This is a genomic window from Pseudolysinimonas yzui, assembly GCF_014653215.1.
In the GTDB taxonomy this organism is placed as follows: Bacteria; Actinomycetota; Actinomycetes; order Actinomycetales; family Microbacteriaceae; genus Pseudolysinimonas_A; species Pseudolysinimonas_A yzui.
Window position 1 is genome coordinate 791,871 of record NZ_BNAI01000001.1, and the last position, 24,291, is coordinate 816,161.

Annotated in this window: 25 protein-coding genes; 15 read left to right on the plus strand and 10 right to left on the minus strand. The window is 68.1% G+C overall.

The window, feature by feature from the left end; all coding sequences use genetic code 11:
• Window positions 1-2: 2 nt before the first annotated feature.
• A complete protein-coding gene (gene tkt / locus IE173_RS03965; RefSeq protein ID WP_191282028.1) occupies window positions 3-2,078 on the minus strand; it encodes a transketolase in 2,076 nt (691 codons plus the stop codon).
• 152 nt (window positions 2,079-2,230) lie between these two features.
• On the opposite strand from tkt, the gene IE173_RS03970 reads away from it, so the two are divergent.
• The 10 genes from IE173_RS03970 (at window position 2,231) to IE173_RS04015 (ending at window position 11,696) form a co-directional block, all read left to right on the plus strand.
• Window positions 2,231-3,172, plus strand: coding sequence for a heme o synthase (locus IE173_RS03970; protein ID WP_191282029.1), 942 nt, complete (start codon window positions 2,231-2,233; stop codon window positions 3,170-3,172).
• A gap of 13 nt (window positions 3,173-3,185) precedes the next feature.
• A complete protein-coding gene (locus IE173_RS03975; RefSeq protein ID WP_229841866.1) occupies window positions 3,186-4,178 on the plus strand; it encodes a COX15/CtaA family protein in 993 nt (330 codons plus the stop codon).
• Between the two features lie 103 nt (window positions 4,179-4,281).
• Window positions 4,282-5,700, plus strand: coding sequence for a Fe-S cluster assembly protein SufB (gene sufB / locus IE173_RS03980; protein ID WP_191282030.1), 1,419 nt, complete (start codon window positions 4,282-4,284; stop codon window positions 5,698-5,700).
• On the plus strand, window positions 5,700-6,881 hold the full coding sequence (sufD, locus tag IE173_RS03985) for a Fe-S cluster assembly protein SufD (RefSeq protein ID WP_373298445.1): 1,182 nt from the start codon (window positions 5,700-5,702) through the stop codon (window positions 6,879-6,881). Before sufB ends, sufD begins: the two co-directional genes overlap by 1 nt.
• Window positions 6,878-7,192, plus strand: a complete 315-nt coding sequence (locus IE173_RS03990; RefSeq protein ID WP_191282031.1) for a non-heme iron oxygenase ferredoxin subunit — start codon at window positions 6,878-6,880, stop codon at window positions 7,190-7,192. Before sufD ends, IE173_RS03990 begins: the two co-directional genes overlap by 4 nt.
• Window positions 7,189-7,947, plus strand: a complete 759-nt coding sequence (gene sufC / locus IE173_RS03995; protein WP_191282032.1) for a Fe-S cluster assembly ATPase SufC — start codon at window positions 7,189-7,191, stop codon at window positions 7,945-7,947. The genes IE173_RS03990 and sufC overlap by 4 nt, the downstream gene beginning before the upstream one ends.
• Window positions 7,948-7,973: 26 nt before the next feature.
• Window positions 7,974-8,303, plus strand: a complete 330-nt coding sequence (locus tag IE173_RS04000) for a metal-sulfur cluster assembly factor (protein ID WP_191282033.1) — start codon at window positions 7,974-7,976, stop codon at window positions 8,301-8,303.
• Between the two features lie 161 nt (window positions 8,304-8,464).
• The gene (locus IE173_RS04005; RefSeq protein WP_191282034.1) at window positions 8,465-10,066 is read left to right on the plus strand and encodes a sensor histidine kinase; all 1,602 of its coding nucleotides are present in this window, start codon (window positions 8,465-8,467) and stop codon (window positions 10,064-10,066) included.
• On the plus strand, window positions 10,063-11,235 hold the full coding sequence (locus IE173_RS04010) for a GGDEF domain-containing protein (RefSeq protein ID WP_191282035.1): 1,173 nt from the start codon (window positions 10,063-10,065) through the stop codon (window positions 11,233-11,235). Before IE173_RS04005 ends, IE173_RS04010 begins: the two co-directional genes overlap by 4 nt.
• A gap of 98 nt (window positions 11,236-11,333) precedes the next feature.
• Complete coding sequence (locus IE173_RS04015) at window positions 11,334-11,696, plus strand: hypothetical protein (protein WP_191282036.1); 363 nt, start codon at window positions 11,334-11,336, stop codon at window positions 11,694-11,696.
• A gap of 19 nt (window positions 11,697-11,715) precedes the next feature.
• Here the strand turns inward: IE173_RS04015 and IE173_RS04020 are convergent, their stop codons facing one another.
• Together IE173_RS04020 and IE173_RS04025 are read right to left on the minus strand one after the other, a co-directional pair.
• A complete protein-coding gene (locus IE173_RS04020; RefSeq protein WP_191282037.1) occupies window positions 11,716-12,552 on the minus strand; it encodes a response regulator transcription factor in 837 nt (278 codons plus the stop codon).
• A 51-nt stretch (window positions 12,553-12,603) separates the two neighbouring features.
• On the minus strand, window positions 12,604-13,236 hold the full coding sequence (locus IE173_RS04025) for a biotin transporter BioY (RefSeq protein ID WP_191282038.1): 633 nt from the start codon (window positions 13,234-13,236) through the stop codon (window positions 12,604-12,606).
• A 143-nt stretch (window positions 13,237-13,379) separates the two neighbouring features.
• Between IE173_RS04025 and IE173_RS04030 the strand changes: the two genes are divergently transcribed.
• On the plus strand, window positions 13,380-14,978 hold the full coding sequence (locus tag IE173_RS04030; RefSeq protein WP_191282039.1) for an ABC-F family ATP-binding cassette domain-containing protein: 1,599 nt from the start codon (window positions 13,380-13,382) through the stop codon (window positions 14,976-14,978).
• Here the strand turns inward: IE173_RS04030 and IE173_RS04035 are convergent.
• The 3 genes from IE173_RS04035 to IE173_RS04045 are packed head-to-tail and all read right to left on the minus strand — an operon-like array spanning window position 14,975 to window position 16,259.
• Window positions 14,975-15,763 carry an SURF1 family cytochrome oxidase biogenesis protein gene (locus IE173_RS04035; RefSeq protein WP_191282040.1) on the minus strand — a complete coding sequence of 263 codons (789 nt, stop codon included), beginning with the start codon at window positions 15,761-15,763 and terminating at the stop codon, window positions 14,975-14,977. The two genes, IE173_RS04030 and IE173_RS04035, sit on opposite strands and share 4 nt — an antisense overlap.
• Entirely contained in the window at window positions 15,760-15,993 is a 234-nt protein-coding gene (locus tag IE173_RS04040) for a hypothetical protein (protein ID WP_191282041.1), read from the minus strand. Before IE173_RS04040 ends, IE173_RS04035 begins: the two co-directional genes overlap by 4 nt.
• The gene (locus tag IE173_RS04045) at window positions 15,990-16,259 is read right to left on the minus strand and encodes a DUF3099 domain-containing protein (RefSeq protein ID WP_191282042.1); all 270 of its coding nucleotides are present in this window, start codon (window positions 16,257-16,259) and stop codon (window positions 15,990-15,992) included. Before IE173_RS04045 ends, IE173_RS04040 begins: the two co-directional genes overlap by 4 nt.
• A 46-nt stretch (window positions 16,260-16,305) precedes the next feature.
• On the opposite strand from IE173_RS04045, the gene fabG reads away from it, so the two are divergent.
• The gene (fabG, locus tag IE173_RS04050; protein WP_191282043.1) at window positions 16,306-17,013 is read left to right on the plus strand and encodes a 3-oxoacyl-ACP reductase FabG; all 708 of its coding nucleotides are present in this window, start codon (window positions 16,306-16,308) and stop codon (window positions 17,011-17,013) included.
• On the opposite strand, the gene serB is transcribed toward fabG, so the two are convergent.
• On the minus strand, window positions 17,010-17,651 hold the full coding sequence (gene serB, locus IE173_RS04055; protein WP_191282044.1) for a phosphoserine phosphatase SerB: 642 nt from the start codon (window positions 17,649-17,651) through the stop codon (window positions 17,010-17,012). The genes fabG and serB overlap by 4 nt on opposite strands.
• A gap of 28 nt (window positions 17,652-17,679) precedes the next feature.
• The gene (locus tag IE173_RS04060) at window positions 17,680-18,921 is read right to left on the minus strand and encodes a glucose-1-phosphate adenylyltransferase (protein WP_191282045.1); all 1,242 of its coding nucleotides are present in this window, start codon (window positions 18,919-18,921) and stop codon (window positions 17,680-17,682) included.
• Between the two features lie 50 nt (window positions 18,922-18,971).
• Here IE173_RS04060 and glgA point away from each other — a divergent pair, with 50 nt between their 5' ends.
• From glgA to IE173_RS04075, 3 genes are all read left to right on the plus strand, one after another.
• Window positions 18,972-20,186: a glycogen synthase gene (gene glgA, locus IE173_RS04065; protein WP_191282046.1), complete on the plus strand. Its 1,215-nt coding sequence runs from the start codon at window positions 18,972-18,974 to the stop codon at window positions 20,184-20,186.
• Window positions 20,187-20,198: 12 nt separating this feature from the next.
• Complete coding sequence (locus tag IE173_RS04070) at window positions 20,199-20,984, plus strand: ABC transporter ATP-binding protein (RefSeq protein WP_191282047.1); 786 nt, start codon at window positions 20,199-20,201, stop codon at window positions 20,982-20,984.
• 93 nt (window positions 20,985-21,077) lie between these two features.
• Window positions 21,078-21,335, plus strand: a complete 258-nt coding sequence (locus tag IE173_RS04075; RefSeq protein ID WP_191282048.1) for a type B 50S ribosomal protein L31 — start codon at window positions 21,078-21,080, stop codon at window positions 21,333-21,335.
• Window positions 21,336-21,401: 66 nt separating this feature from the next.
• Here IE173_RS04075 and IE173_RS15450 read toward each other — a convergent pair whose 3' ends face one another.
• Complete coding sequence (locus IE173_RS15450) at window positions 21,402-22,523, minus strand: NUDIX domain-containing protein (RefSeq protein WP_229841867.1); 1,122 nt, start codon at window positions 22,521-22,523, stop codon at window positions 21,402-21,404.
• A gap of 50 nt (window positions 22,524-22,573) precedes the next feature.
• Window positions 22,574-24,283: a maltose alpha-D-glucosyltransferase gene (treS, locus tag IE173_RS04085; RefSeq protein WP_191282049.1), complete on the minus strand. Its 1,710-nt coding sequence runs from the start codon at window positions 24,281-24,283 to the stop codon at window positions 22,574-22,576.
• Window positions 24,284-24,291: the final 8 nt, after the last annotated feature.

Genomic DNA, 24,291 nt, shown 5'->3' on the forward strand with positions numbered 1-24,291 from the left:
TCTCAGCTCGCCGCGGCGAGCGATTCCTTCGCGGCCGCGACAACGGCCTCGGTGGTGATCCCGAACTCGCGGTACAGGGTCTTGTAGTCGGCGGATGCGCCGAAGTGCTCGATGGAGACGCTGCGCCCGGCGTCGCCGACGTAGGGGAGCCAGGTGAGCCCCAGGCCCGCCTCGACCGACACCCGGGCGCGTACGGCGCTCGGGAGCACCGACTCGCGGTAGGCGGCATCCTGTTCGGCGAACCACTCCTGACACGGCACGGAGACGACACTCGCCGCGATTCCTTCGGCTTCGAGGGCTGCGGCCGCCTCGACGGCGAACTGCACCTCGGAACCCGAACCCATGAGGATGACATCGGGGGTGGGCTTCGACGCCGGGACGAGCACGTACGCGCCCTTCGCGACGCCCTCGGCGCCCGCGACGACGCTGCGGTCGAACACGGGCAGGTTCTGCCGGCTGAGCGCGATGCCGGCGGGGCCCTTGCGGCGCTCGAGCATCGTCTTCCAGGCCCAGGCGACCTCGTTGGCGTCGGCGGGGCGCACGACGTCCAGCCCCGGGATGGTGCGCAGGGTCGTCAGCTGCTCGATCGGCTGGTGCGTCGGGCCGTCTTCGCCGAGCGCGACCGAGTCGTGCGTCCAGACGAAGATCGACGGGGCGCCCATGAGCGCCGCGAGCCGCACGGCGGGGCGCATGTAGTCGCTGAAGATCAGGAACGTGCCGCCGAACGGGCGCGTGTTGCCGTGCAGCACGATGCCGTTGAGGATCGACGCCATCGCGTGCTCGCGGATGCCGAAGTGCAGCACGCGGCCGTACGGTTCGCCGGTCCACTCGTGCGTCGAGTGCTCGCTCGGGATGAACGAGCGCGCACCCTCGATGGTGGTGTTGTTCGACTCGGCGAGGTCGGCCGAGCCGCCCCACAGCTCCGGGATGACGGCGCCGAGCGCCGACAGCACCTTGCCGCTCGCGGCGCGCGTCGACACCTCCTTGTCGGCAGGGAAGACCGGGAGGGCCTCCACCACGCCGTCGGGCAACGCACCGCTCAGGATGCGGTCGAGCAGCTGCTTGCGGTCGGGGTTCGCGGCGGCCCAGGCGTCGAACGACTTCTGCCACTCGGCGTGCGCGGCCGCCCCACGGTCGAGGGCCTGACGCGTGTGCGCGATGACGTCGTCGGCGACGTCGAAGTGCTTCTCGGGGTCGAACCCGAGCACCGCCTTGGTCGCTGCGAGTTCCTCGGCGCCCAGGGCGGATCCGTGGATCTTGCCGGTGTTCTGCTTCTTCGGGGCGGGCCAGCCGATGATCGTCTTCAGGATGATGATGCTCGGCTTCGACGTCTCGGCCTTGGCCGCCTCGATCGCGCGGTGCAGTTCGTGCACGTCTTCGACGTACTCGCCGGTCTTCTTCCAGTCCACCGTCTGCACGTGCCAGTCGTACGCGGCGTAGCGGGCCGCCACATCCTCGGTGAAAGCGATGTCGGTGTCGTCTTCGATGGAGATCTGATTCGCGTCGTAGATCACCACGAGGTTGCCGAGCTGCTGGTGGCCGGCGAGCGACGATGCCTCGCTCGTGACGCCCTCCTGCAGGTCGCCGTCGGAGGCGATGACGTAGACGAAGTGGTCGAACGGGCTGGTGCCGGCGGCCGCGTCGGGGTCGAAGAGCCCCCGCTCGAAGCGGGACGCGTAGGCGAAGCCGACCGCGGAGGCGAGGCCCTGGCCGAGCGGCCCGGTGGTGATCTCGACGCCGTCGGTGTGGCCGTACTCGGGGTGACCCGGCGTCTTCGAACGCCAGGTGCGCAGCGCCTTCAGGTCGTCGAGTTCGAGGCCGTAGCCGCCCAGGTAGAGCTGCACGTACTGCGTGAGCGAGGAGTGGCCCGCAGAGAGGATGAAGCGGTCGCGGCCGATCCACTCGTTGTCGGCCGGGTCGCGGCGCATGACCTTCTGGAAGAGCAGGTAGGCGGCGGGGGCGAGGCTCATCGCCGTTCCCGGATGCCCGTTCCCCACCTTCTCGACGGCGTCTGCCGCCAGGATCCGAGCGGTGTCGACGGCACGAGCGTCGACGTCATCCCAAGAGAGTTCTGGCACGGAAAAGGGGCCTTTCGCAGTGGGGAACGGTCCGGGTGGCAGGGACCGATGTCCAGCATACCGAGGCCGGATCGGGCCTCTTGCGCGCGGGCGTAAGGAGACGAAACACGGTCGCCTAGACTTGCTGGGATTCACGAACGATCCGAGGAGCCATGCAGGGAGCCGTCGACAGCCCGGTCGAGACCCCCCCAGGGGTCCGGATCGCACCCTTCCGCAAACTGCGGGCGTACGTCGCGCTCACCAAGCCCCGCGTCATCGAACTGCTGCTGGTGACGACGGCACCCGTCATGATCCTCGCGGAGCGCAGCATCCCGGATCTGTGGCTCGTGCTCGCGACGCTCGTCGGCGGCACGTTCTCGGCCGCGTCGGCGAATGCGTTCAACTGCTACATCGACCGCGACATCGACCGGGTGATGAAGCGCACCAGCGGTCGCCCGCTGGTGACCGGAGAGCTCTCGCCACGCGAGGCGCTCGTGTTCGCCTTCGCGACCGGGATCGCGTCGGTGGTGTTCCTGTGGGTCTTCACGACCTGGCTCGCCGCCGTGCTCTCGCTGGTCGCGATCCTCTACTACGTGCTCGTCTACACCATGCTGTTGAAGCGCCGCACTCCGCAGAACATCGTGTGGGGCGGTGCGGCCGGGTGCATGCCGGTGCTGATCGGCTGGGCTGCGGTCACCGGGTCGCTCAGCTGGACCCCCGTCATCCTGTTCGCGATCGTCTTCCTCTGGACACCGCCCCACTACTGGCCGCTGTCGATGCGCTACCAGGCCGACTACGCGGCGGCGGAGGTGCCGATGCTGTCCGTCGTGCGGGGCCGGGCGGCGGTCGGCCTCCAGGTCGTGCTCTACGCCTGGGCGACGGTCGTGTGCTCGCTCCTGCTGGTGCCGGTCGCTCCGATGGGCGTGCTCTACGCCGTCGTCGCGACCCTCTCCGGCGCCTGGTTCGTCGTGGAATCGCATCGCCTGTACGCCGGAGCCATCCGTGGCGAGGAGCTCAAGCCCATGCGGGTCTTCCACGCGTCGATCACGTATCTGACGCTCGTGTTCGTCGCCGTCGGGCTCGACCCGCTGCTCTACCTGCCGATCCCGTTCTGATCGGGACCCGACCGTGAAATTGCGCACCCCTCTCGGCTGGGCCGCCGAACGCTGGACTCTCGGGTCGCGGGCGCTGCGCTGGGGCACGACCGCCGCCTTGGTCGCGAGCATTCTCATCGTGCTCGGCGGCGTCGTCGTGCGGGTGACGGGTTCCGGCCTCGGTTGCCCGACCTGGCCCACCTGCACCGACGACTCGCTGATCGCGACCCCGGAGCTCGGCATCCACGGCTTCATCGAATTCGCCAACCGCACCGTCACCGGGGTGTTGATCGTCGCCGTGGGCTGGGCGATCGTCGCGGCGAGGTTGCAGCGCCCGCGGGATCGGATGCTCACCCGACTCGCCTGGTCGATGTTCTGGCTCGTGGTCGCCAATGCCCTCGCCGGGGGCGTCACGGTGTGGGTCGATCTCAACCCGTGGGTCGTCGCGATGCACTTCGTTCTCGCCATGGGCCTGCTCGCCTGCGCAACCTTCACCTGGCATCGCGCCCGCTGGACGGGTGGATCCGGGCCCCGGCCCTCGGGCGCGTCGCGCGCTCTCGCCTGGGCGCTCGTCGTGGCCACGGGGGGAGTCGTGGCCACCGGGACCCTGGTCACCGGCTCCGGCCCGCACGCCGGCGACTCGGCCGAGGTGCCCCGCATGGGATTCGATTGGACGGCGGTGGTGACGGTGCATGGAGTCGCCGCCGTCTCCGTGCTCCTGATCGCGACGGTGCTGGCTTTCCGGCTTCGCCGCGAAGCCGGGGGACACCTGGCGCTCCGGCGCGTCGGTGTGCTGTTGCTCGTGCTCGTCATTCAGCTGACCGTCGGCACGACCCAGTCGCTCATCGGCATCCCTGAAGTGCTCGTCGCGATCCACGGCGTGCTCGCCGCGCTCGTCTGGGTGGGAGCCCTGCGCGTCGTCCTCGATACCGACCCGAGGCTCTGGGCCGTGCGCGACCACCAACTGATCACCGGCGCGCTCGTGCCCAGCCTTCCGCAAGCCGACCCTGTAGACTCGCTCCGCTAGGGAGCATCGACGCTGCTGGCTCTTGAACAGCGTTGAACTGCCCGAAACGAGCAGGCCGACACGAGCGGAATGGCTCGCTTCGGCAGAAAAGAGGCTCATACCCATGTCTGACGTGCTCATCGACCGTCCGGAGCTGAACGACCTCGGCAACTACGAGTTCGGCTGGGCCGACTCGGATGCCGCCGGCGCCTCGGCCCGGCGCGGCATCTCCGAGGAGGTCGTCACCGACATCTCGCACCTCAAGAGCGAGCCCGAGTGGATGCTCAAGAACCGCCTGAAGGCGCTCAAGATCTTCGGCATGAAGCCGATGCCGACGTGGGGTGCCGATCTGTCGGGCATCGACTTCGACAACATCAAGTACTTCGTGCGTTCGACCGAGAAGCAGGCCCAGACCTGGGAAGACCTGCCCGACGACATCAAGAACACGTACGAGAAGCTCGGGATCCCCGAGGCCGAGCGGTCCCGACTGGTGTCGGGCGTCGCCGCCCAGTACGAGTCAGAGGTCGTCTTCCACTCGATCCAGAAGGACCTCGAGGAGCAGGGCGTGCTCTTCCTCGACACCGACACGGCGCTCAAGGAGTACCCGGAGATCTTCCAGGAGTACTTCGGCACCGTGATCCCGTCCGGTGACAACAAGTTCGCCGCGCTGAACACCGCGGTGTGGTCGGGCGGCTCGTTCGTCTACGTGCCGAAGGGCGTGCACGTCGAGATTCCGCTGCAGGCCTACTTCCGCATCAACACCGAGAACATGGGCCAGTTCGAGCGGACGCTGATCATCGCCGACGAGGGCTCCTACGTGCACTACATCGAGGGCTGCACCGCGCCGATCTACAAGTCGGACTCGCTGCACTCCGCGGTCGTCGAGATCATCGTCAAGAAGAACGCCCGGGTGCGCTACACGACGATTCAGAACTGGTCGAACAACGTCTACAACCTCGTCACCAAGCGCGCGATCGCGCACGAGGGCGCGACGATGGAGTGGATCGACGGCAACATCGGCTCCAAGGTGACGATGAAGTACCCGTCGATCTACCTGGTGGGGGAGCATGCCAAGGGCGAGACCCTGTCGGTCGCCTTCGCCGGTCCGGGACAGCACCAGGATGCCGGCGCCAAGATGATCCACCTCGCGCCGTACACGACCTCTTCGATCGTCTCGAAGTCGATCGCGCGCGGCGGCGGTCGCGCCGGATACCGCGGCGAGGTGCGGGTGGGCGAGAACGCCCACCACTCGGCGAACACCGTGCGCTGCGACGCGCTGCTCGTCGACTCGATCTCGCGCAGCGACACCTACCCGGCGATCGACATCCGCGTCGACGACGTGCAACTCGGCCACGAGGCGACGGTGTCGCGCGTGTCGGAGGAACAGCTGTTCTACCTGATGTCCCGTGGCATGGCCGAAGACGAAGCGATGGCGATGATCGTGCGCGGCTTCATCGAGCCGATCGCCCGCGAACTGCCGATGGAGTACGCCCTGGAACTCAACAAGCTGATCGAAATGAGCATGGAAGGCTCGGTCGGATAGTGGCCGTCGGCACCGAGGCCGCCCCGGATACCACGGCACAGCGGCTGGGAATCGTCGCGCACAGCGATGGACCGTTCGTTCCCGTTCAAACCCGCTCCGAACGGCCGAAGTCGACCCTCCATGACGACTTCGCCGCCGTCGAGGCGTGGCAGACGGAGTGGAAACTCACTCCGATCGACCGCATCCGCGACCTGATCGACGGACCCCTCGACGGGTCGCCGTACCCGATCCAGTATCCGGATGTCGCGCACACGACCGTCGAGTGGATCGACCGCACCGACGCCCGCATCGGGTCCGCCGGCATCCCGGAGGAGCGCGCCGCCGCGAACGGCTGGAGCAGCTTCGAGAAGGCTCTGCGGATCGCGATCGAGGGCGAACCCGAATCGCTGACCGTCACGCGTGCCGCGATGGGGTCGGCCGCCCGCGCCGCACACGTGCTCGTCGAAGCTGCGCCGCAGTCGAAGGGTCTCGTCATCCTCGACAGCCGAGGCAGCGCCGCGCTGACCGAGAACGTCGAGATCGTCGTCGGCGAAGGCGCTCACCTCACGGTGGTCAGCCTGCAGGAATGGGATGACGACGCCCGTCACCTGGCGAGCCACTTCGCGTCGATCGGCAAGGACGGCAAGCTCACCCACATCGTCGTCTCGCTCGGCGGTTCGATCGTGCGGGTCAACCCGTCGGCGCATCTCGCCGGCGAGGGCTCGGACGCCGAGCTGCTCGGCGTCTACTTCGCGGATGCCGGACAGCACCTGGAGCAGCGGGTCTACGTGCACCACGATGCCCCGCACACCCGCAGCCGGGTCACCTACAAGGGTGCGCTCAACGGCGAGGGCGCGCGCACCGTGTGGGTCGGCGACGTGCTCATCGGTCCGCGCGCGGTCGGCACCGACACCTACGAGCAGAACCGCAACCTCGTGCTCTCGGAAGGAACGCGGGCGGACAGCATCCCGAACCTCGAGATCCAGACCGGCGACATCGTCGGCGCCGGACACGCGAGCGCGACCGGCCGGTTCGACGACGAGCACCTCTTCTACCTGCAGTCGCGGGGCATTCCCGAGGCCGAAGCCCGTCGGCTGGTCGTCCTCGGCTTCCTCATCGAGGTCGTGCAGCGCATCCCCGAGCCGGTGCTGCAGGCGCGGCTGGTCTCGGCTCTCGTCGCCGAACTGGAGGGCGCTGCGTGAGCACGAAGGTCTGCGCTCTCAGCGACCTGTCGGTGTCGACGGCGAAGAAGGTCGTCGTCGACGGCACCCCCATCGCCGTGGTCATGGATTCGGCGGGCGACGTACATGCGCTCGGCGACACCTGCACGCACGGCGACATCTCGCTCTCGGAGGGGTTCGTCGAAGACGACACCCTCGAATGCTGGGCGCACGGCTCCAAGTTCGAACTCGCCACCGGCAAACCCCTGACCCTCCCGGCCTACGAACCGGTTCCCGTTTTCGCGGTCGAGATCATCGACGGCGACGTCTACATCGGAGAGAAGATCTCATGACCACACTGAAGATCACCGACCTGCAGGTCTCGATCGAAGCCGACGGCGTCAAGAAGCCCATCCTCAAGGGCGTCGACCTCACCATCAACCAGGGCGAGATCCACGCCGTCATGGGGCCGAACGGCTCGGGCAAGTCGACGCTTGCGTACACGATCGCGGGCCACCCGCGGTATCACGTCGACGGCGGCACGATCGAGCTCGACGGCGAGGACGTGCTGGCGATGAGCGTCGACGAGCGCGCCCGGGCCGGGCTGTTCCTCGCGATGCAGTATCCCGTCGAGATCCCCGGGGTCACGGTCGCGAACTTCCTGCGCACCGCGAAGACCGCGATCGACGGCGAGGCGCCCGCCATCCGCACCTGGGGTCCGACGCTCAAGAAGGCGATGACCGACCTCAAGATGGATCCCGCCTTCGCCGCCCGCAACGTCAACGAAGGCTTCTCGGGCGGCGAGAAGAAGCGGCACGAGATCGTGCAGCTCGAGCTGCTCAAGCCGCGGTTCGCGGTGCTCGACGAGACCGATTCCGGGCTGGATGTCGACGCCCTCAAGATCGTCTCGGAAGGCGTCAACCGCGCCCACGCCGACACCGGCCTCGGCATCCTGCTGATCACGCACTACACGCGCATCCTGCGCTACATCAAGCCCGACTTCGTGCATGTCTTCGTCGACGGCAAGATCGCCGAAGAGGGCGGTCCGGAGCTCGCCGAGCGCCTCGAGAGCGAAGGCTACGACCGCTACCTCACCCCCACGGCGTAACCTTTTCGTCGAAAGGACGCGAACCGATGCCCACCGCTCTGGAACCGAAACTCTTCAACGACGTCGAAGAGGGGCTGAAGGACGTCATCGATCCCGAACTCGGGGTCAACATCGTCGATCTCGGGCTCATCTACGACCTCACCTGGGATGACGAGAACGATGCCCTCATCATCTCGATGACGCTCACCTCGGCGGGCTGCCCGCTGACCGACGTGATCGAGGAACAGGTCGCCCAGTCGCTCGACGGGATCGTCGAGCGGTTCCGCATCAACTGGGTCTGGATGCCGCCGTGGGGACCGGAGCGCATCACCGACGACGGCCGCGACATGATGCGAGCGCTCGGCTTCAGCATCTGACCGCTCGGCGGTGGGTTCTGCCCCCAATTCTGAGGGCCCCCTGACTGGGTAGCGCGCATGCCGTGACTCGCCGATAGCCTGAGTGCGTGTCAGGGGGAGTCCGGACCACTGCAGGTCCCCGAAAGCGCGGACGGGTCGCGTCGGGCATTCTCTCTGCCCAATTGCTGATCTCGGGGCCGCTGCTCGTCGTGATCATCGCCCTGCTCTTCGTGAGCCCATCGGTCTACTCGTCCCCTGTCGTCTTCGGCATGGTCTTCTTCTTCTTCGCCCTCACCGCGGTTTCGGCCCTCGTTCCGTGGGATTCGATCCCTCGCCTCTGGGGTGCTCTGCTGCCTTTCGCGAACCTCGCGGGCATTCTGGTGCTGCGTGAATTCGATCCTCAGACCGGGGTCGGCCTCCTCGTCGTGCTTCCGATCATCTGGATCGCCCGCACGTTCGGGTCCACCCTGACGATCGCCGGCGTGGCGGGAACGATCCTCGCCATGTGGGGCACTCGGCTCCTCCGCGGGTCACCGATCACCTGGAACGATTTCGTGACCTTCGTCGTCGTCCCGGTGTTGGTCGGCTTCGTCGCCGGCGCGATCTATGTCTCGTCGGCACGCGGCCGCGCGCAGGCGAAGTTGCTGCGTCAGCACTCGAGCATGGTGCAGGTCGCTCTGGAGAAGGCGAGCCGACAGGAAGGCGTTCTCAACGAACTCCTCAACGCCGTCGACTTCGGAGTGATCGCCTTCGATCGGACCGGCACGGTGACCTTCGTCAACCGCGCACAACGTCAGTACCTCACCGACTTCGGAACCCCGGCGGATGCGGTCGTCCACCCGGTGATCTACCAGGCGGACGGGGTCACCCTCTACACCGAGGACGACCGACCGCTGAACCGCGCACTCAGCGGGCAGGCGTTCGACAACCTCATCATCTGGGTCGGCGAGCCCGGAGAGCGCCGTGCCGCCCACTCCGTCAGCTCCCGGATCCTGCACGACCGCGAAGGCGAATACGACGGCGGCGTGATCGTGCTGACCGACATCACGAAGGAACTCGAGGCGGTCCGGGCCCGCGATGACCTCATCGGCTCGGTCTCGCACGAGCTCCGGTCGCCGCTGACCTCGATCCTCGGCTACCTCGATCTCGCACGCGACGACGACCAGCTGGACGAGGAAACCCGGCGGATGATCGACGTGGCGTACGCCAACTCCGAGCGGTTGCTCGTGATCGTCACCGACCTGCTCCGAGCCGCCAGCGACGCCGACCAACAGCTGGCGATGTCGTTCACGGCGGGCGATGTGGCGCAGATCGCCCGCGACTCCGTGGAAGCCCACCGCGTGATGGCGGAAGAACGCGAGGTGGAACTCGTGATGGACGGCGCGGATTCCGCAGTGGCGGCGATCGATCCGATGCGCATGCGGCAGGTGCTCGACAACCTGATCACCAACGCGATCAAGTACAACCGTGAGTGGGGCACGGTGACGGTCGCAGTCGAGCCCGGCGCGGGCGGGGTCAGCGTCGAGGTCAGGGACACCGGCCAGGGCATTCCCGAGGCCGATCTCCCGCGGATCTTCGACCGCTTCTACCGCACGAAGTCCGCGAAGTCGTCGGCAACGGTCGGTACCGGCCTCGGTTTGAGCATCACCCGTGAGATCGTGCATCGGCACGGCGGGCACCTCACGGTCACGAGCGAACTGGGGATCGGCACGACGTTCCGAGTCACCGTACCCACCGAGCGCGAGTCCTCGGCGAATGCCGGCGCGCGGAGCGTCGCCGCGTGAGCATCCTCGACTCGACGACGCTGTTCGTGGTCGGCGGGCTCGTGGTCCTGCTGGCCGGCATCTCCTTTCTGCTCGAGACGCTCCTGCGCCGCAATGACGCCGTCGGTCGGCTGTGGAGCGTCTTCTATCTCGGCGCGATGTTCTCGGTATTCGCCTTCGTCGTCGTGTCGACCGACACATCGCGCTGGTGGGCGGGCGCGATCGCCAACGGCGCGTATGTGACGGCGCTCGGCTTCATCTGGGCGGGAGCCCGTCGGGCGAACGGACGTCGGGCGCTGATCCTCGTCCCGATCGCTCTGGGCGCCGTCGTCGCCGTCGCCTCGTTGCTTCCCGGACCCGAGGCCGGCTTGTGGGCCGGGGCCATCGAGATGTTCCTCGGGGTGGCGGTCGTGTGCCTCCTGTCGGCCTTCGAGTTCACGCGGGGTGATCTCACCCGCCTGCTCGCCTCCCGAGTGCTCACCGTGCTGCTCGGCGGGATGGGGTTGTTCTACCTCGGTCGTGCAGTCGTCTTCGTCTCGCTCGGGCCGGAACATCCCGTATTCGCCGACTACTTCGGCACCGAGGTCTCCACTCTCGTCGAGATCGGACTCGCCGTCATCGGCACCATCATGCTCGCGTCGGTGCAAGGCGACCGATTCGCGCGGATCAGCGAGAACGATGTCGAGATCGGCGCCCGGCTGAGGATCGACGGCATCCTGAACTCCACGCTGTTCCGCGAGATGGCGGAGACCTGGCTGCTGCGCGCGGTCCGGGAACGCACCACGCTCGTCCTTCTCCTGATCGATGTCGCCGACCTCGGCGCCATCAACACGGCCTTCGGTCGCGCTGCCGGGGACGCCGCCGTCCGCACGACGGGACGCGTCGTGCTCACCCAGGCTCCGACCGCCTCCCTCGTCGGTCATCTCTCGACGCGGCGTTTCGCCATGCTTCTGGAGCTTCCGGCCAACGACTCCGTCGAGACCATCGCCGACCGGATCGGCGAAGGCGTGCTCGGCGCGGCGATCGACGACCAAGACCGGTTCCGCGCGTCGACCTTCCGCGGAATCGCGACGACCCGCACGAGTGGAGCCGGCTACAGCGACCTGCTGGCCGCCGCAGTGGACGCGGTGAACCTCGAGATGAAGACCGCCCAGGAGAACCAACGTGAGAACGCTGGACACGAATCCTGAGCGAAACCTGACGCGAAACTGATCGAGTCCTGCTGTTGCCCCAGGAGACTGGGAGCCGGGGTCGGGGCTCTCCACATTTGATCCACCGGGACGGTCGCATGCGCTACGAGCACATCGACGTCAGCCGCATCTCGCGGCTGGCGAGCGAGCTCGCCAACGACGCCTCGGCATGCATCCGCTTCATCGACGATTACCTCGATGCCTGGGAACACCGGCGTGCACGAGTCGCGACCGCCGTCGATCGCGTGGTGATCGATGACGCCCTCGCCGCGCTCCTCAGCCTGTCCACGTCGAGCGCGATGCTCGGCGCCGAAGGTCTCAGCGCCGCCGCCCGAGCGCTGCACGCCGAGTCACGCCAGCTCGGCACCATCCCCGCGCACGGCGCCGACGATCTGGCGCGTATCGGGGAAGCGGTGTGTTCCGAACTCAGGCTGGCGACGGCGGAGATGCGCGCCGCCTGAGTGAAGGCAACCGGTCGGATCAGACCGGAGCGTCGGGTCCGGTCATGCGGTAGCCCACGCCGCGAACGGTTTCGATCCACCGCGGGGTGACCGAGTTCTCGCCGATCTTCTTGCGCAGGTTGCCCATGTGCACCTCGATGCCGCGCTTGTCGGCGTCGGAGACGAAGTTGCTGGTGACGTAGCTCTCATTGCGCAGCAAGATCGCGAGGTCGGCCTTCGTGCGCACACGCCGGCCGGACTGCATGAGCGCGGCGAGCAGATCGAACTCGCTGCGGGTCAGCGGGATCTCCTGTCCGTCCGCCATCACCAGGCGAGTGCCGAGATCGATCAGGAGCCCCAGGTGCTCGAGCCGTTCGGCGGGAGCCGTCGGGGGCGGGCCGGCTGCGGGCGGAGCCGCGTGGGCACCCGCCGCCGGCGGGGCGTAGGCAGGAGGTTCGGCAGGGCGGCCTTGTGGGGCGACCGGCGGGGGAGTCGGCGCCGCGCCGGCCCGGGGCCTGCGCAGCATCGCTTCGATGCGCGCACGGAGTTCCCGCGGCCGGAACGGCTTGGTGACGTAGTCGTCGGCACCGGACTCGAGTCCCTGGAGGGTGTCGATCTCCTCGCCGAGTGCGGTCAGCATGACGATGTAGGCGTCGGAGAACGCTCGAATGCGCTTCGCCGTCTCGAAGCCGTCGATTCCCGGCATGTTGACGTCGAGCGTCACCACCATCGGGCCGACGTTGCGCACCGCTTCGATGCCGTCGTATCCGTTCGCGCATGCCGTCACCGCGAAACCCGCTTGGCTCAGGACGGTCTCGAGCAAGTGGCGGATGTCGTCGTCATCCTCAATGACGACAGCGCGGCGAACAGGCTCCATAGCTCTGAATCGTATGCGGGTCCGGCGCTCGACGGGAGACGCCGCGCGGTGTCAGCCGGCGTCGACGTCCGACTCGCGGTGCTTCGCGAGACGGTTCGCGCCCCACCACGCGAGCGGCAGCAGGGCCGCCGCGATGAGCGCCTTGATGATGCCACCCGGGATGAACCGGATCAGGCCCCACTCGAGCACCTGGGCGAACGTGCCCCCGGTGACGGCGGCCAGCCAGGGCAGGCCGAAGGCGAAGACGATGACCGAACCGCCCACGAAGGTCGCCAGGGCCTTGAGCACGTGACGATCCCAGGTGCGCTCCGAGAGCCAACCGACGGCGGCCGCGGCGAACACGAAGCCGATGATGTACCCGAAGCTCGGCGCGGCGAGCGCAGCCAGGCCGGTGAGGTGCGAGCCGTCGTCCTGCGGAGCGAAGACGGGGAGGCCGACGAGGCCGAGCACGAGGTAGAGGCCCAGCGATGCGGCACCACGGGCCCACCCGAGCGTCGCGCCGACGAGCAGCACCGCGAGGGTCTGCCCGGTGATCGGAACCGGATACATCGGGATGATGACCTGCGCGAGCAGCGCCGTCAGGGCAGCGCCCGCAGCGACGAGGACGATGTCGAGCACCCAGGTGCGGGGGAAGACGCGATCGGCGAGAACGAGACGGGGTGCAGCAGGGACGACAGCAGACATGGGGTAGGGCAATCCTCTTCGGTCGGGGATGCGCCGTGTCGGCAGGTGGCGAAGGCGCTGCGGTTAGACTAGCGGGCTGGCGCACTCGCGCCGCTTGTCGACATCCTCCCGAATCCCCACCTCAACTTTGAAGGGACCTTGCTGTGCTCGCCGTGCACGATCTCGAGATCCGCGTCGGCGCACGCCTGCTCATGGAAGGCGTCAGCTTCCGGGTCGAGAAGGGCGACAAGATCGGGCTCGTCGGACGCAACGGCGCCGGCAAGACCACCCTCACGAAGACTCTCGCCGGTGAGAGCCAGCCGAGCAACGGCAAGATCGACCGCACGGGCGAGATCGGCTACCTGCCGCAGGATCCGCGCACCGGCGATCCCGACGACACCGCCCGCACCCGCATCCTCGACGCCCGGGGCCTCGGACGTCTCGTGCTCGACCTGAGGCGAGCCACCGACGAGATGGCGAGCCCCGACGAGGCGATCAGTTCCGCCGCGATGGATCGCTACGGCCGCCTCGAAGACCGCTTCCTCGCTCTCGGCGGATACGCCGCCGAGGCGGAGGCGGCATCCATCGCCTCGAACCTCGCGCTGCCGGACCGCATCCTGGACCAGCAGCTGAAGACCCTGTCAGGTGGTCAACGTCGACGGATCGAGCTGGCCCGCATCCTGTTCTCAGGTGCCGACACGATGATCCTCGATGAGCCGACCAACCACCTCGATGCGGATTCCGTCGTCTGGCTTCGGGAGTTCCTCAAGGGCTACGCGGGCGGGGTCATCGTGATCAGCCACGACGTCGATCTCGTCGAAGACACCGTGAACCGGGTCTTCTACCTCGACGCGAACCGTCAGGTCATCGACATCTACAACATGGGGTGGAAGCACTACCTGCGCCAACGCGAAGCCGACGAGGAGCGCCGCAAGAAGGAGCGCGTCAACGTCGAGAAGAAGGCGACCCAGCTGCAGTTGCAGGCCGCCCGCTTCGGCGCGAAGGCGTCAAAGGCCGCTGCCGCTCACCAGATGGTGGCGCGTGCCGAGAAGATGCTCTCCGGCCTCGAAGAGGTACGCGCCGTCGATCGGGTCGCGAAGCTGCGGTTCCCCGACCCGGTGGCGTGCGGCAAGACCCCGCTCACCGCGAGCAACCTCTCGAAGAGCTATGGGTCATTGGAGATCTTCACAGCCGTCGACCTCGCCATCGACCGCGGATCGAAGGTCGTCGTGCTCGGCCTCAACGGCGCGGGGAAGACGACACTGCTGCGGATGCTCGCCGGCGTCGACAAGCCCGACACGGGGCGCATCGAGCCCGGCCACGGCCTGCGCATCGGGTACTACGCGCAGGAGCACGAGACCATCGACGTCAAGCGCTCGGTGCTCGAGAACATGACGTCGTCGAGCCCGCAGTTGAATGCGACCGAGGCGCGCCGGGTGCTCGGCTCGTTCCTGTTCACCGGCGACGACGCCGACAAGCCCGCCGGGGTGCTCTCCGGCGGCGAGAAGACCCGCCTGGCGCTGGCCATGATCGTCGTGTCGGGCGCCAACGTGCTGCTGCTCGACGAGCCGACCAACAACCTCGACCCGGCGAGCCGAGAAGAGATCCTCGGGGCTCTGGCGAGCTACTCCGGTGCCGTCGTGCTGGTGTCGCACGACGAGGGCGCCGTCGAGGCGCTCAACCCCGAGCGGGTGCTGATCCTGCCCGACGGCGTCGAGGATCACTGGAACCCCGGCTACGCCGACCTGATCGCCCTCGCCTAGGACTGGGCGTCGAGAAGGGCGTCTTCGACCTCGGCATCGCGTTCCCGGCGGGCGACCGGCGCCGTGCCGGCTGCGATCTTCCGTTCCCGGCGCACCGCCCAGACGAGTCCGACGAACGCCAGGACGCCGAATGCGATCCATTGCAGCGCATACGACAGGTGCGGGCCCTCGTCTTCGACCGGTCTCAGCGCCGGCAGCGGGCTCTCGGCCGGTGCGGGATCTTCGGTGACCAGGAGGCCGTACATGCCGGTGTAGGTCGGCGCGTCGACGAGCGCGGCGACATCGGGCAGCCGCACCGTCGCGAGCTGGCCGTCCGGCGCACCGCGCCCGGGGATCTCCGGTTCGCCGGGCTTCAACCGCACGACGACCGTCACCTCACCCGACGGTGCCGCCGGCACCGACTCGGGCGCCTCGGGAGTCGATCCCGCCGGAACCCACCCCCGGTCGACGACGAACACGGTGCCGTCGGCGAGCTGCAGCGGCACGAGCACCTCGAACCCGGCGGCGGAGTTGCGCGGCCGGTTGCGCACGAGGAGCTGTTCGTCGGCGAGGTACTCGCCGGTCATCTCGACCGGGTGCCATTCCGCGGAGTCGACCACGGAATCCAGCTCGGGAATCAGGTCGCCGAGCGCCACCGGATCGGCCTCGTAGTTCGCCTCGATCTTGGCGATCTCGTCGACGGCGTCGACGCGGCGCGCCCACTGCCACCAGGACAGCAGGCCGCAGACGACCGCGAAGACGATCGTGAGGGCGACATACCCGCCCCAGCGCCGCATCCAGCTCATCGCGCCGGATCCGGGACGGTATCGGCGGGGGAGTCGAGCGCGGTCACGATGACCGGAAAGCCGCGGGTGGCGAGATAGTCGGCGAGGGTGTCGCGGTGATCGCCGCACGCCAGCCAGACCTTCACCCGGTCGGCCGAATGGATGCGGGGGTTGCGCCAGTTGACCCGCCAGGTCGCGTCGGCGCGGCATCCCGCCGACGAGCACTGCACGTCGGGCTCGGAACCGATCACGCGTCGTCTCGCCGCTCGATGGCGCCGGGCCGCTCCACCGTTCCGCTGCCGCGCCGGGACACGGCATTCGCGAACACGACGGCGACATACGGCAGGAAGACCGCCCCGAGGGCGGGAACGAGCAGCCACCAGCCCTGCACGAAGAGGCAGGCGAAGATGCACAGCACGCGGATGCCCATCGTGAGCGCGTAGCGCCGCATGCGGGCACCCTGCTCCTGCTCCGGTGACGGGGGGAGTTCGGTGATCGCGACGGGTCGGTTGCGCATGGTCTTGTGATCAGGGTACGCGCGCGCCCGTCGGTAGGCTGGACGGATGACCGCTCGCACCGTTCTCGTCACCGGAGGGAACCGTGGCATCGGCCACGCGATCGCCGCCGAATTCGTCGCCCAAGGCCATCGAGTCGCCGTCACCGCCCGGTCGGGCGAGGGGCCGGCGGGAACGCTCACGGTGCGCGCCGACGTCACCGACACCGCGGCGATCGACGCGGCGTTCACCGAGATCGAAGAGAAGCTCGGACCGGTCGAGGTCGTCGTCGCCAACGCGGGCATCACGCGCGACAAGCTGCTCATGATGATGACCGAAGACGATTTCGACGTCGTGGTCGACACCAACCTCGGCGGATCGTTCCGGGTCGTCAAGCGGGCCACCAAGGCGATGATGAAGGCCCGATTCGGCCGCATCATCCTCATCTCGAGCGTCGTCGGACTCTTCGGCGGGCCCGGTCAGGTCAACTACTCCTCGTCGAAGGCGGGTCTGGTGGGCATGGCCCGGTCGATCACCCGCGAACTCGGCAGCCGCGGCATCACCGCGAACGTCGTCGCACCCGGATTCATCGAGACCGACATGACGGCCGAGCTGTCCGACGACACCCAGGCCGCGTACAAGAAGTCGATTCCGGCCGGCCGCTTCGCCACTCCGACCGAGGTCGCCAGGGTCGTCGCCTGGCTCGCCGGCGACGACGCCGCCTACATCTCGGGAGCCGTCATCCCCGTCGACGGCGGCCTGGGCATGGGGCACTAGGGCCGGGGCAGCCCCAGCAGCGGCAGCAGCATCCCGAGGTCGCGTTCGTCGAGCAGCACGTGGGCGAGGTCGCGCACCGGGGCCTTCGCGTCGAAGCCCACGGCGAGCCCGCAGATCGCCATCATCGGCAGATCGTTGGCGCCGTCACCGACGGCGACCGTCTGCGCCATCGGGATGCCGGCTTCCGCCGCCCATTCGCGAAGCGCCGACGCCTTCGCCGCCGCGTCGATCACCGGCGGGGTGACGTCGCCGGTGAGCCGACCGTCGACGACCTCAAGACGGTTCGCGCGCCAAAAGTCGAGGCCGAGCTCGCGCGCGAGCGGGTCGATGACCTCGTGGAAGCCGCCGGAGACGACCGCGACCTTGCCGCCGGCCGCCTGAACTCCGGCGATGAGCTCGGGAACGCCGCGGGTCACCGTGACCCGTGACCGCACGGTGTCGATCACCGATTCGGGGAGCCCTGCGAGGGTCGCCACGCGTTCCCGCAGGCTCTGCTCGAAGTCGAGCTCGCCGTTCATGGCGCGGAACGTGATCTCCGCGACGCGTTCACCGGATCCCGCCTCGTCGGCGAGGAGCTCGATGACCTCGTTCTCGATCAGCGTCGAGTCGACATCGAGGACGACGAGGAAGCGGGCCATCGGCGCAGCACGTGCCTTCCTGAGGGAGTTATCGGGTGACGACGACTCCCTTGCCGACGACGGTGATGCCGGAGTCGGTGACGGTGAAGCCGCGGCGGCGGTCGGCATCGTGGTCGACGCCGACGGTGGCGCCGGACTCGACGACGACATCCTTGTCGAGGATAGCGCGCTGCACGGTGGCCCGATCTTCGATCCGGGCGCGCTCGAAGACGACCGAGTCGACGACCTTCGCCCCCGACTCGACGGTGACCCACGGGCCCAGAACGCTGCGCTCCAGATGCCCGCCGGACACCACGCAGCCGAGCGAGACGATCGAGTCGATCGCGGTGCCGACGGCGTTCTCGCCGTCGCGCACGAACTTCGCGGGGGGCGAGTTCAGTTGCTGGCTGTAGATCGGCCAGTCGCGGTTGTAGAGGTTGAAGACGGGCAGCGCCGAGATGAGATCCTGGTGGGCGTCGAAGAACGACTCGATCGTTCCGACGTCGCGCCAGTAGTAGCGGTCGCGATCGGTCGCGCCGGGCACCTGGTTGCGCTGCAGGTCGTAGACGGCCGCGTCGCCCCGCGCCACGAAGTCGGGAACGATGTCGCCGCCCATGTCGTGGTTGGAGTCGGGCTGCTCCCCGTCGCGTTGCACCGCGTCGATGAGCACTTCGGCGTCGAAGACGTAGTTGCCCATCGAGGCGAGCACTTCACCGGGGGAGTCGGCGAGGCCGACCGCATTTTTCGGCTTCTCTTTGAACGCCGCGATGCGATGCGGGTCCTTCGGATCGAGCTCGATGATGCCGAACTGGTCGGCCAACGCGATCGGCTGGCGGATCGCCGCCACCGTGACACCCGCGCCCGACTCGATGTGCGCCTCCACCATCTGGTTGAAGTCCATGCGGTAGACGTGATCGGCTCCGACGACGACGACGATGTCGGGTCGCTCGTCGCGCAGCAGGTTGAGGCTCTGCAGGATGGCATCCGCCGATCCCGAGAACCAGCGTTTGCCGAGGCGCTGCTGCGCGGGCACGGAAGCCACGTAGGCGCCCAACAGGCCCGAGAGACGCCAGGTCTGCGACACGTGACGGTCGAGGGAATGCGACTTGTACTGGGTCAGCACGACGACTTGGCGCAGGCCCGAATTGACGAGATTCGACAGGGCGAAATCGACGAGTCGGTAGCCGCCCGCGAACGGCACGGCGGGTTTCGCCCGGTCGGCCGTGAGCGGCATCAGACGCTTCCCTTCGCCGCCCGCGAGCACGATCCCGAACACCTTCTTCGCCGTCATGGGTCAACAGTACGGGCCGCTCACGGGGGCGGTGTACTAGCGTTCACAGAATGCGAGTAGACGTGGTGACCCGCGAGTACCCGCCGGAGGTCTACGGAGGCGCCGGCGTGCACGTGGCCGAGCTCGTCGCCGCGTTGCGACCCACCACCGACGTCGTCGTGCGCTGCTTCGGGATGCCGCGTGACGAGGACGATGTGCACGCCTACCTCGTGCCGCCGCAGCTCGCGTCCGCCAATCCGGCGCTCGCCACCCTCGGGGTCGACCTGCAGATCGCCCAGGATGTCGGCGGTGCCGACCTGGTGCATTCGCACACCTGGTACGCGAACGGCGCCGGACACCTCGCGAAACTGCTGCACGGCATCCCGCATGTCGTCACCGCCCACAGTCTCGAGCCGCTGCGCCCCTGGAAGGCCGAGCAGCTCGGCGGCGGGTACCGCATCTCGAGCGAGATCGAGCGCACCGCATTCGAGAGCGCCGACGCCGTCATCGCGGTGAGCCACGGGATGCGCGCCGACATTCTGCGGTGCTACCCGGCGATCGATCCGGCCAAGGTGCGGGTCGTGCACAACGGCATCGACCTGGAGCGCTGGCACCCGGTCGACGAGCCCGAGATCGTGCGCGGCTTCGGCATCGACCCGACTCGGCCGAGCGTCATCTTCGTCGGTCGCATCACCCGCCAGAAGGGGTTGCCCTACCTGCTCGCAGCAGCCCAGCGACTCGCCCCCGAAGTGCAACTCATCCTCTGCGCGGGCGCTCCCGACACCCCGGAGATCCTCGCCGAGGTGCAGGCCGGAGTCACCGCGCTCCAGGCCGAGCGCACGGGCGTCATCTGGATCGACCGGCTGCTCTCGCAGCCCGAACTGGCGGCGCTGCTGTCGGCGTCGACGACGTTCGTCTGTCCCTCGGTCTACGAGCCCCTCGGCATCGTGAACCTCGAAGCGATGGCCTGCGGCCTGCCCGTCGTCGGCACCGCGACCGGTGGCATCCCCGAGGTCGTCGCCGACGGCGTCACGGGCCGCCTGGTGCCGATCGTGCAGGTCGACGACGGCACCGGCGTCCCGGTCGACCCGGAACAGTTCATCGCCGATCTCGCCGCCGCTCTCTCCGCCGTCGTCGCCGACCCGGCCGCGGCGCGGTTGATGGGCATCGCCGGGCGTCGGCGGGCGGAGGCCGAGTTCAGCTGGGCGTCGATCGCCGAACGCACCCACGCCATCTACGCCGAGCTGGTCGACGCGGCGGCGACGCAGGCAAACCCGGAGAAGTAGGCTGGGGGCACCATGTCCTCCCCGGTGCTCGACTTCTCGAAGGTGTCCGTCGTCCGAGGAGGCACCCGCATCCTCGACCAGGTGAATTGGGTCGTGCTGCCCGATGAGCGCTGGGTGATCCTCGGCCCCAACGGCGCGGGCAAGACGACGCTGCTGCAGATCGCCGCGGCTGCGATGCACCCGACCTCAGGCGTCGCCACGCTTCTCGGCGAGCGACTCGGCAAGTCCGACGTCTTCGACATCAAGCCGCGCATCGGACTCGCCTCGTCGGCGATGGCGAAGCGCATCCCCGCCGACGAGGTGGTGCTGGATGTCGTGCTCACCGCCGCCTACGCCGTCACCGGACGCTGGAACGAGGTCTACGAAGACGTCGACGTCAACCGGGCTCGACGCGTGCTGGCGGAGTGGAAGCTCTCGGCCTTCGACGACCGCCGGTTCGGAACCCTCAGCGACGGCGAGCAGAAGCGGGTGCAGATCGCCCGTGCGGTGATGGCCGACCCCGAGGTGCTGCTGCTCGACGAGCCCGCGGCGAGTCTCGACCTCGGGTCCCGCGAAGAGTTGCTGCAACTGCTCGGCGGGTTCGCGAGCAACCCGAAGTCCCCGGCGATGGTCATGGTCACGCACCACGTCGAAGAGATCCCGCCGGGGTTCTCACACGTCCTGCTCTTGGCCGGGGGAGCGGTCACCGCCGCCGGACCGATCGGTGAGGTGCTGACCAGCGAGAACCTCACCGCGACCTTCGGGCTGCCGATCGAACTGACCAGCTCGGACGGCCGGTTCACCGCCCGCGCGGCTTAGCCGGCGAGGACGCCCGGCCGGGCGTCGATCTCTGGTAAAGTCGCTCCTTGGCCGTTCGGCCATCATCCCTTCCGTTTCTGTCGAGGTAGCGCCATGAAGTCCGAGATCCACCCCGAGTACGCGCCCGTCGTGTTCCGCGACCTCGCGAGCGGCGCCACGTTCCTCACCCGGTCGACCGTGTCGAGCGACAAGACGATCGACCTCGATGGCGAGACCTACCCGGTCATCGACGTCGAGATCTCGTCGGAGTCGCACCCGTTCTACACCGGCAAGCAGCGCATCCTCGACAGCGCCGGTCGCGTCGAGAAGTTCAACTCGCGCTACAAGGGTTTCGGCGAGAAGAAGAGCTAACGCTCCTCAGCCGCGATCAAAGCCCCGTACCCCACAGGTGCGGGGCTTTCGCGTTTCCCCAGGTGCTCAGAAGAGGGCGGGTCGCCGGGCGGCCCAGAGGGGCAGCATGACGTCGAGCGTGAGCGGCGCAAGCTCGACCGACCCCGTGTCGTCGGGGGACTCCAGCCAGTAGATCGCGTCGATCTCGGCGGTCGGGCGCAGCTCGGCATCCGTCACCAGGGCGAACACCTCGGCACGCACCGTCTGCCCGGGCTCGTTGAGGGCGGCGGCCTCATACGATCCGAGGAACTCGGTGGCGTCGACATCCACTTCGAGGCCGAGCTCTTCGCGAAGCTCGCGGATGAGGGTCGCCAGCGCGCTCTCGCCGCGTTCGATCTTGCCCCCCGGCTGCATGAAGCCGGTCGTGCCCTGCTTGCGCACGACGATCGCCCGTCCGGCCGTGTCGGTCACGATCGCCGCCGCGACGTGGATGCGGCGCGGAGTGGGGACGGGCGCCGACGGTGGCGGAGAGGCGGGAGGCGGGTCCGCGGACTCCGGAGGTACCGGGTCATCGGGCGGTTCGAGCGCGAGCACCCCGGTGTCGGAGAAGTCGAACATTGGCACCGTGTCGCTCGGGCGCGGGTCGGGAGCGGGGATCGGCTGGGTGTCCTCGATGAGGCGGATGTCCTCGAGCGGCACGACCGGCCACCCGTCGCTCATGCTGCGCTGTCGCGCGTGCAGCGCGGCGAGGGTGCCCGAGAACTCCTCGCGCTGCGCCATCGCCCGCACGATCCGGCCGGCGGCGAGCGACCCGGGCTCGACCTGATAGCGCTCCGCCATCGCGTTCAGGCTGCGGCCGCCCTCGAATTCGGGTTCGATCAAGCTGTCGAGAAGCAGCGGGTCGAGGATCGGCGACGGGTCGACGAGCGGGTCGATTCCGCGGCGTCGGCACTCCCGGTCGAGCACGGTGAGCCCGCTCGACGCGTCGAAGGTCGCGATCGGGACTCCGAGCACGAGCAGGGTGCGCAGCGTCTGCGCCACTTCCCCGACGACGGCGTCGGCGCGATCCGAGCCCCAGTCCCAGCGGGCGAGCTCGCCGCCGTCGTCGTCGAGCACCGCGACTCGCGCCGCGACGATGCGTGCCGTGTCGTGATCCGTGCCGGAGATCGCGAACTCCGCGACGCCCAGGCGACCTTGCCATGTCCCCACCCGATCAGGCTACGACGCCAGCCCCCGCGCGAGCCACATCCGGTGCTGGTCTAGCGTGTCGCGTCGCCGATGTGGAGCCAGTAGAAGGATTGGGTGCCGAGGGTGAGGGTGAGTTTTCCGTCGTCGCCGATGTGGGGGAAGTCGCCGCCGCCGAAGAGGTCGGTGAGGGGGGCTCCGTACCAGCCGTCGAAGGTGATGGTGACGGCGGTGGGGTTGTGGGCGAAGGAGAACACGCAGAGGACTTGTTCGGGTTTGTCGCCGTGGGAGGTGCCGGCTCCGGGGTAGTCGCGGATGAAGGCGAGGACGGATTCGTCGTCGGTGGGCAGCACGCGGATGGTGCCGAGGCCGAAGACGGGGTGGGCTTTGCGGACGTGGATGACGTTGCGCACCCAGTGCAGGAGGGATCGGGATTGGGCGAGCTGGGATTCGACGTTGACGAGCGTGTAGTTGTAGACGAGGGATTGCACGACGGGCAGGTAGAGCTTGCCGGGGTCGGCGGTGGAGAAGCCGGCGTTGCGGTCTGGGGTCCATTGCATGGGGGTGCGGGAGGCGTCGCGGTCGGGGAGCCAGATGTTGTCGCCCATGCCGATTTCGTCGCCGTAGTACAGGAATGGCGATCCGGGGAGGGAGAACAGCAGTGCGTGGGCGAGTTCGAGTTCTTGGCGGGCGTTGTCCAGCAGGGGGGCGAGGCGGCGGCGGATGCCGACGTTGACGCGCATTCTGGGGTCGTAGGCGTACCAGCCGTACATCGCCTGCCGGTACTCCTCGGAAACCATTTCGAGGGTGAGTTCGTCGTGGTTGCGCAGGAACACGCCCCAGCCGGCCCCGTCAGGGGTGTCGGTGGTTTCGGCGAGCACCCGGGTCAGTTCGGCGGCGGATTGGGAGCGCAGGGAGTAGAAGATGCGGGGCATGACGGGGAAATCGAACGCCATGTGGCATTGCGGTTCCTCATTGGTGCCCATGAACGTGACGACTTCTTTGGGCCATTGGTTGGCTTCGGCGATCATCACCCGGCCCGGGTATTCGGTGTCCATCATCCGCCGCACGGCCTTGATGAACTCGTGCGTGGGCGGCTCACCTTCGCCGTTGCCGTCTTCTGACTCGTACAGGTAGGGGATCGCATCCAGCCGGAACCCATCGACACCGATGTCCATCCAGAACCGGATGATGTCGAACACCGCCTCATGCACGGCCGGGTTGTCGTAGTTCAGATCGGGCTGGTGGGAAAAGAACCGGTGGAAGTAGAACTGGCGCCGCACCGGATCGAACGCCCAGTTCGAGTCCTCATAGTCGGTGAAGATGATCCGGATGTTCGGATACTTCTCATCCGAGTCGCTCCACACATAGAAATCCCCATACGGACCCTCCGGGTCGCTGCGGGACTGCTGGAACCACTCGTGCGCATCCGAGGTGTGATTCAGCGGCAGATCGATCACGATCCGCATGTTGCGCTCATGCGCCTTCGTCACCAACTCGCGGAACTCATCCAGCGTTCCGAAATCGGGCAGGATCGCCCGATAATCGGCGACGTCGTACCCGCCATCCCGCAGTGGAGAGCTGAAGATCGGCGGAATCCACAACGCATCCACCCCCAACCACTGCAGGTAATCCAGCTTCGAGATCAACCCACCCAGATCACCCGACCCGTCGCCGTTGGAATCCACGAACGACCGCACCATCACCTCATAGAAGACCGAACGGCGATACCACTGAGGGTCGAGGGCAAGCCCGGGCAACGTGATCGGAGCGGTGAAGGTCACCCTCCCGA

Excerpts from the sequence above, each read along its gene's own strand:
- sufC (WP_191282032.1), top strand. The coding sequence starts at position 7,189 with ATGACCACACTGAAGATCACCGACCTGCAGGTCTCGATCGAAGCCGAC.
- IE173_RS04000 (WP_191282033.1), top strand. The coding sequence starts at position 7,974 with ATGCCCACCGCTCTGGAACCGAAACTCTTCAACGACGTCGAAGAGGGG.
- IE173_RS04075 (WP_191282048.1), top strand. The coding sequence starts at position 21,078 with ATGAAGTCCGAGATCCACCCCGAGTACGCGCCCGTCGTGTTCCGCGAC.
- IE173_RS04015 (WP_191282036.1), top strand. The coding sequence starts at position 11,334 with ATGCGCTACGAGCACATCGACGTCAGCCGCATCTCGCGGCTGGCGAGC.
- IE173_RS04035 (WP_191282040.1), bottom strand. The coding sequence starts at position 15,763 with ATGAGCTGGATGCGGCGCTGGGGCGGGTATGTCGCCCTCACGATCGTC.
- IE173_RS03970 (WP_191282029.1), top strand. The coding sequence starts at position 2,231 with ATGCAGGGAGCCGTCGACAGCCCGGTCGAGACCCCCCCAGGGGTCCGG.
- IE173_RS04060 (WP_191282045.1), bottom strand. The coding sequence starts at position 18,921 with ATGACGGCGAAGAAGGTGTTCGGGATCGTGCTCGCGGGCGGCGAAGGG.
- fabG (WP_191282043.1), top strand. The coding sequence starts at position 16,306 with ATGACCGCTCGCACCGTTCTCGTCACCGGAGGGAACCGTGGCATCGGC.
- glgA (WP_191282046.1), top strand. The coding sequence starts at position 18,972 with ATGCGAGTAGACGTGGTGACCCGCGAGTACCCGCCGGAGGTCTACGGA.
- IE173_RS04020 (WP_191282037.1), bottom strand. The coding sequence starts at position 12,552 with ATGGAGCCTGTTCGCCGCGCTGTCGTCATTGAGGATGACGACGACATC.
- sufB (WP_191282030.1), top strand. The coding sequence starts at position 4,282 with ATGTCTGACGTGCTCATCGACCGTCCGGAGCTGAACGACCTCGGCAAC.
- serB (WP_191282044.1), bottom strand. The coding sequence starts at position 17,651 with ATGGCCCGCTTCCTCGTCGTCCTCGATGTCGACTCGACGCTGATCGAG.
- IE173_RS04045 (WP_191282042.1), bottom strand. The coding sequence starts at position 16,259 with ATGCGCAACCGACCCGTCGCGATCACCGAACTCCCCCCGTCACCGGAG.
- IE173_RS04070 (WP_191282047.1), top strand. The coding sequence starts at position 20,199 with ATGTCCTCCCCGGTGCTCGACTTCTCGAAGGTGTCCGTCGTCCGAGGA.
- IE173_RS04025 (WP_191282038.1), bottom strand. The coding sequence starts at position 13,236 with ATGTCTGCTGTCGTCCCTGCTGCACCCCGTCTCGTTCTCGCCGATCGC.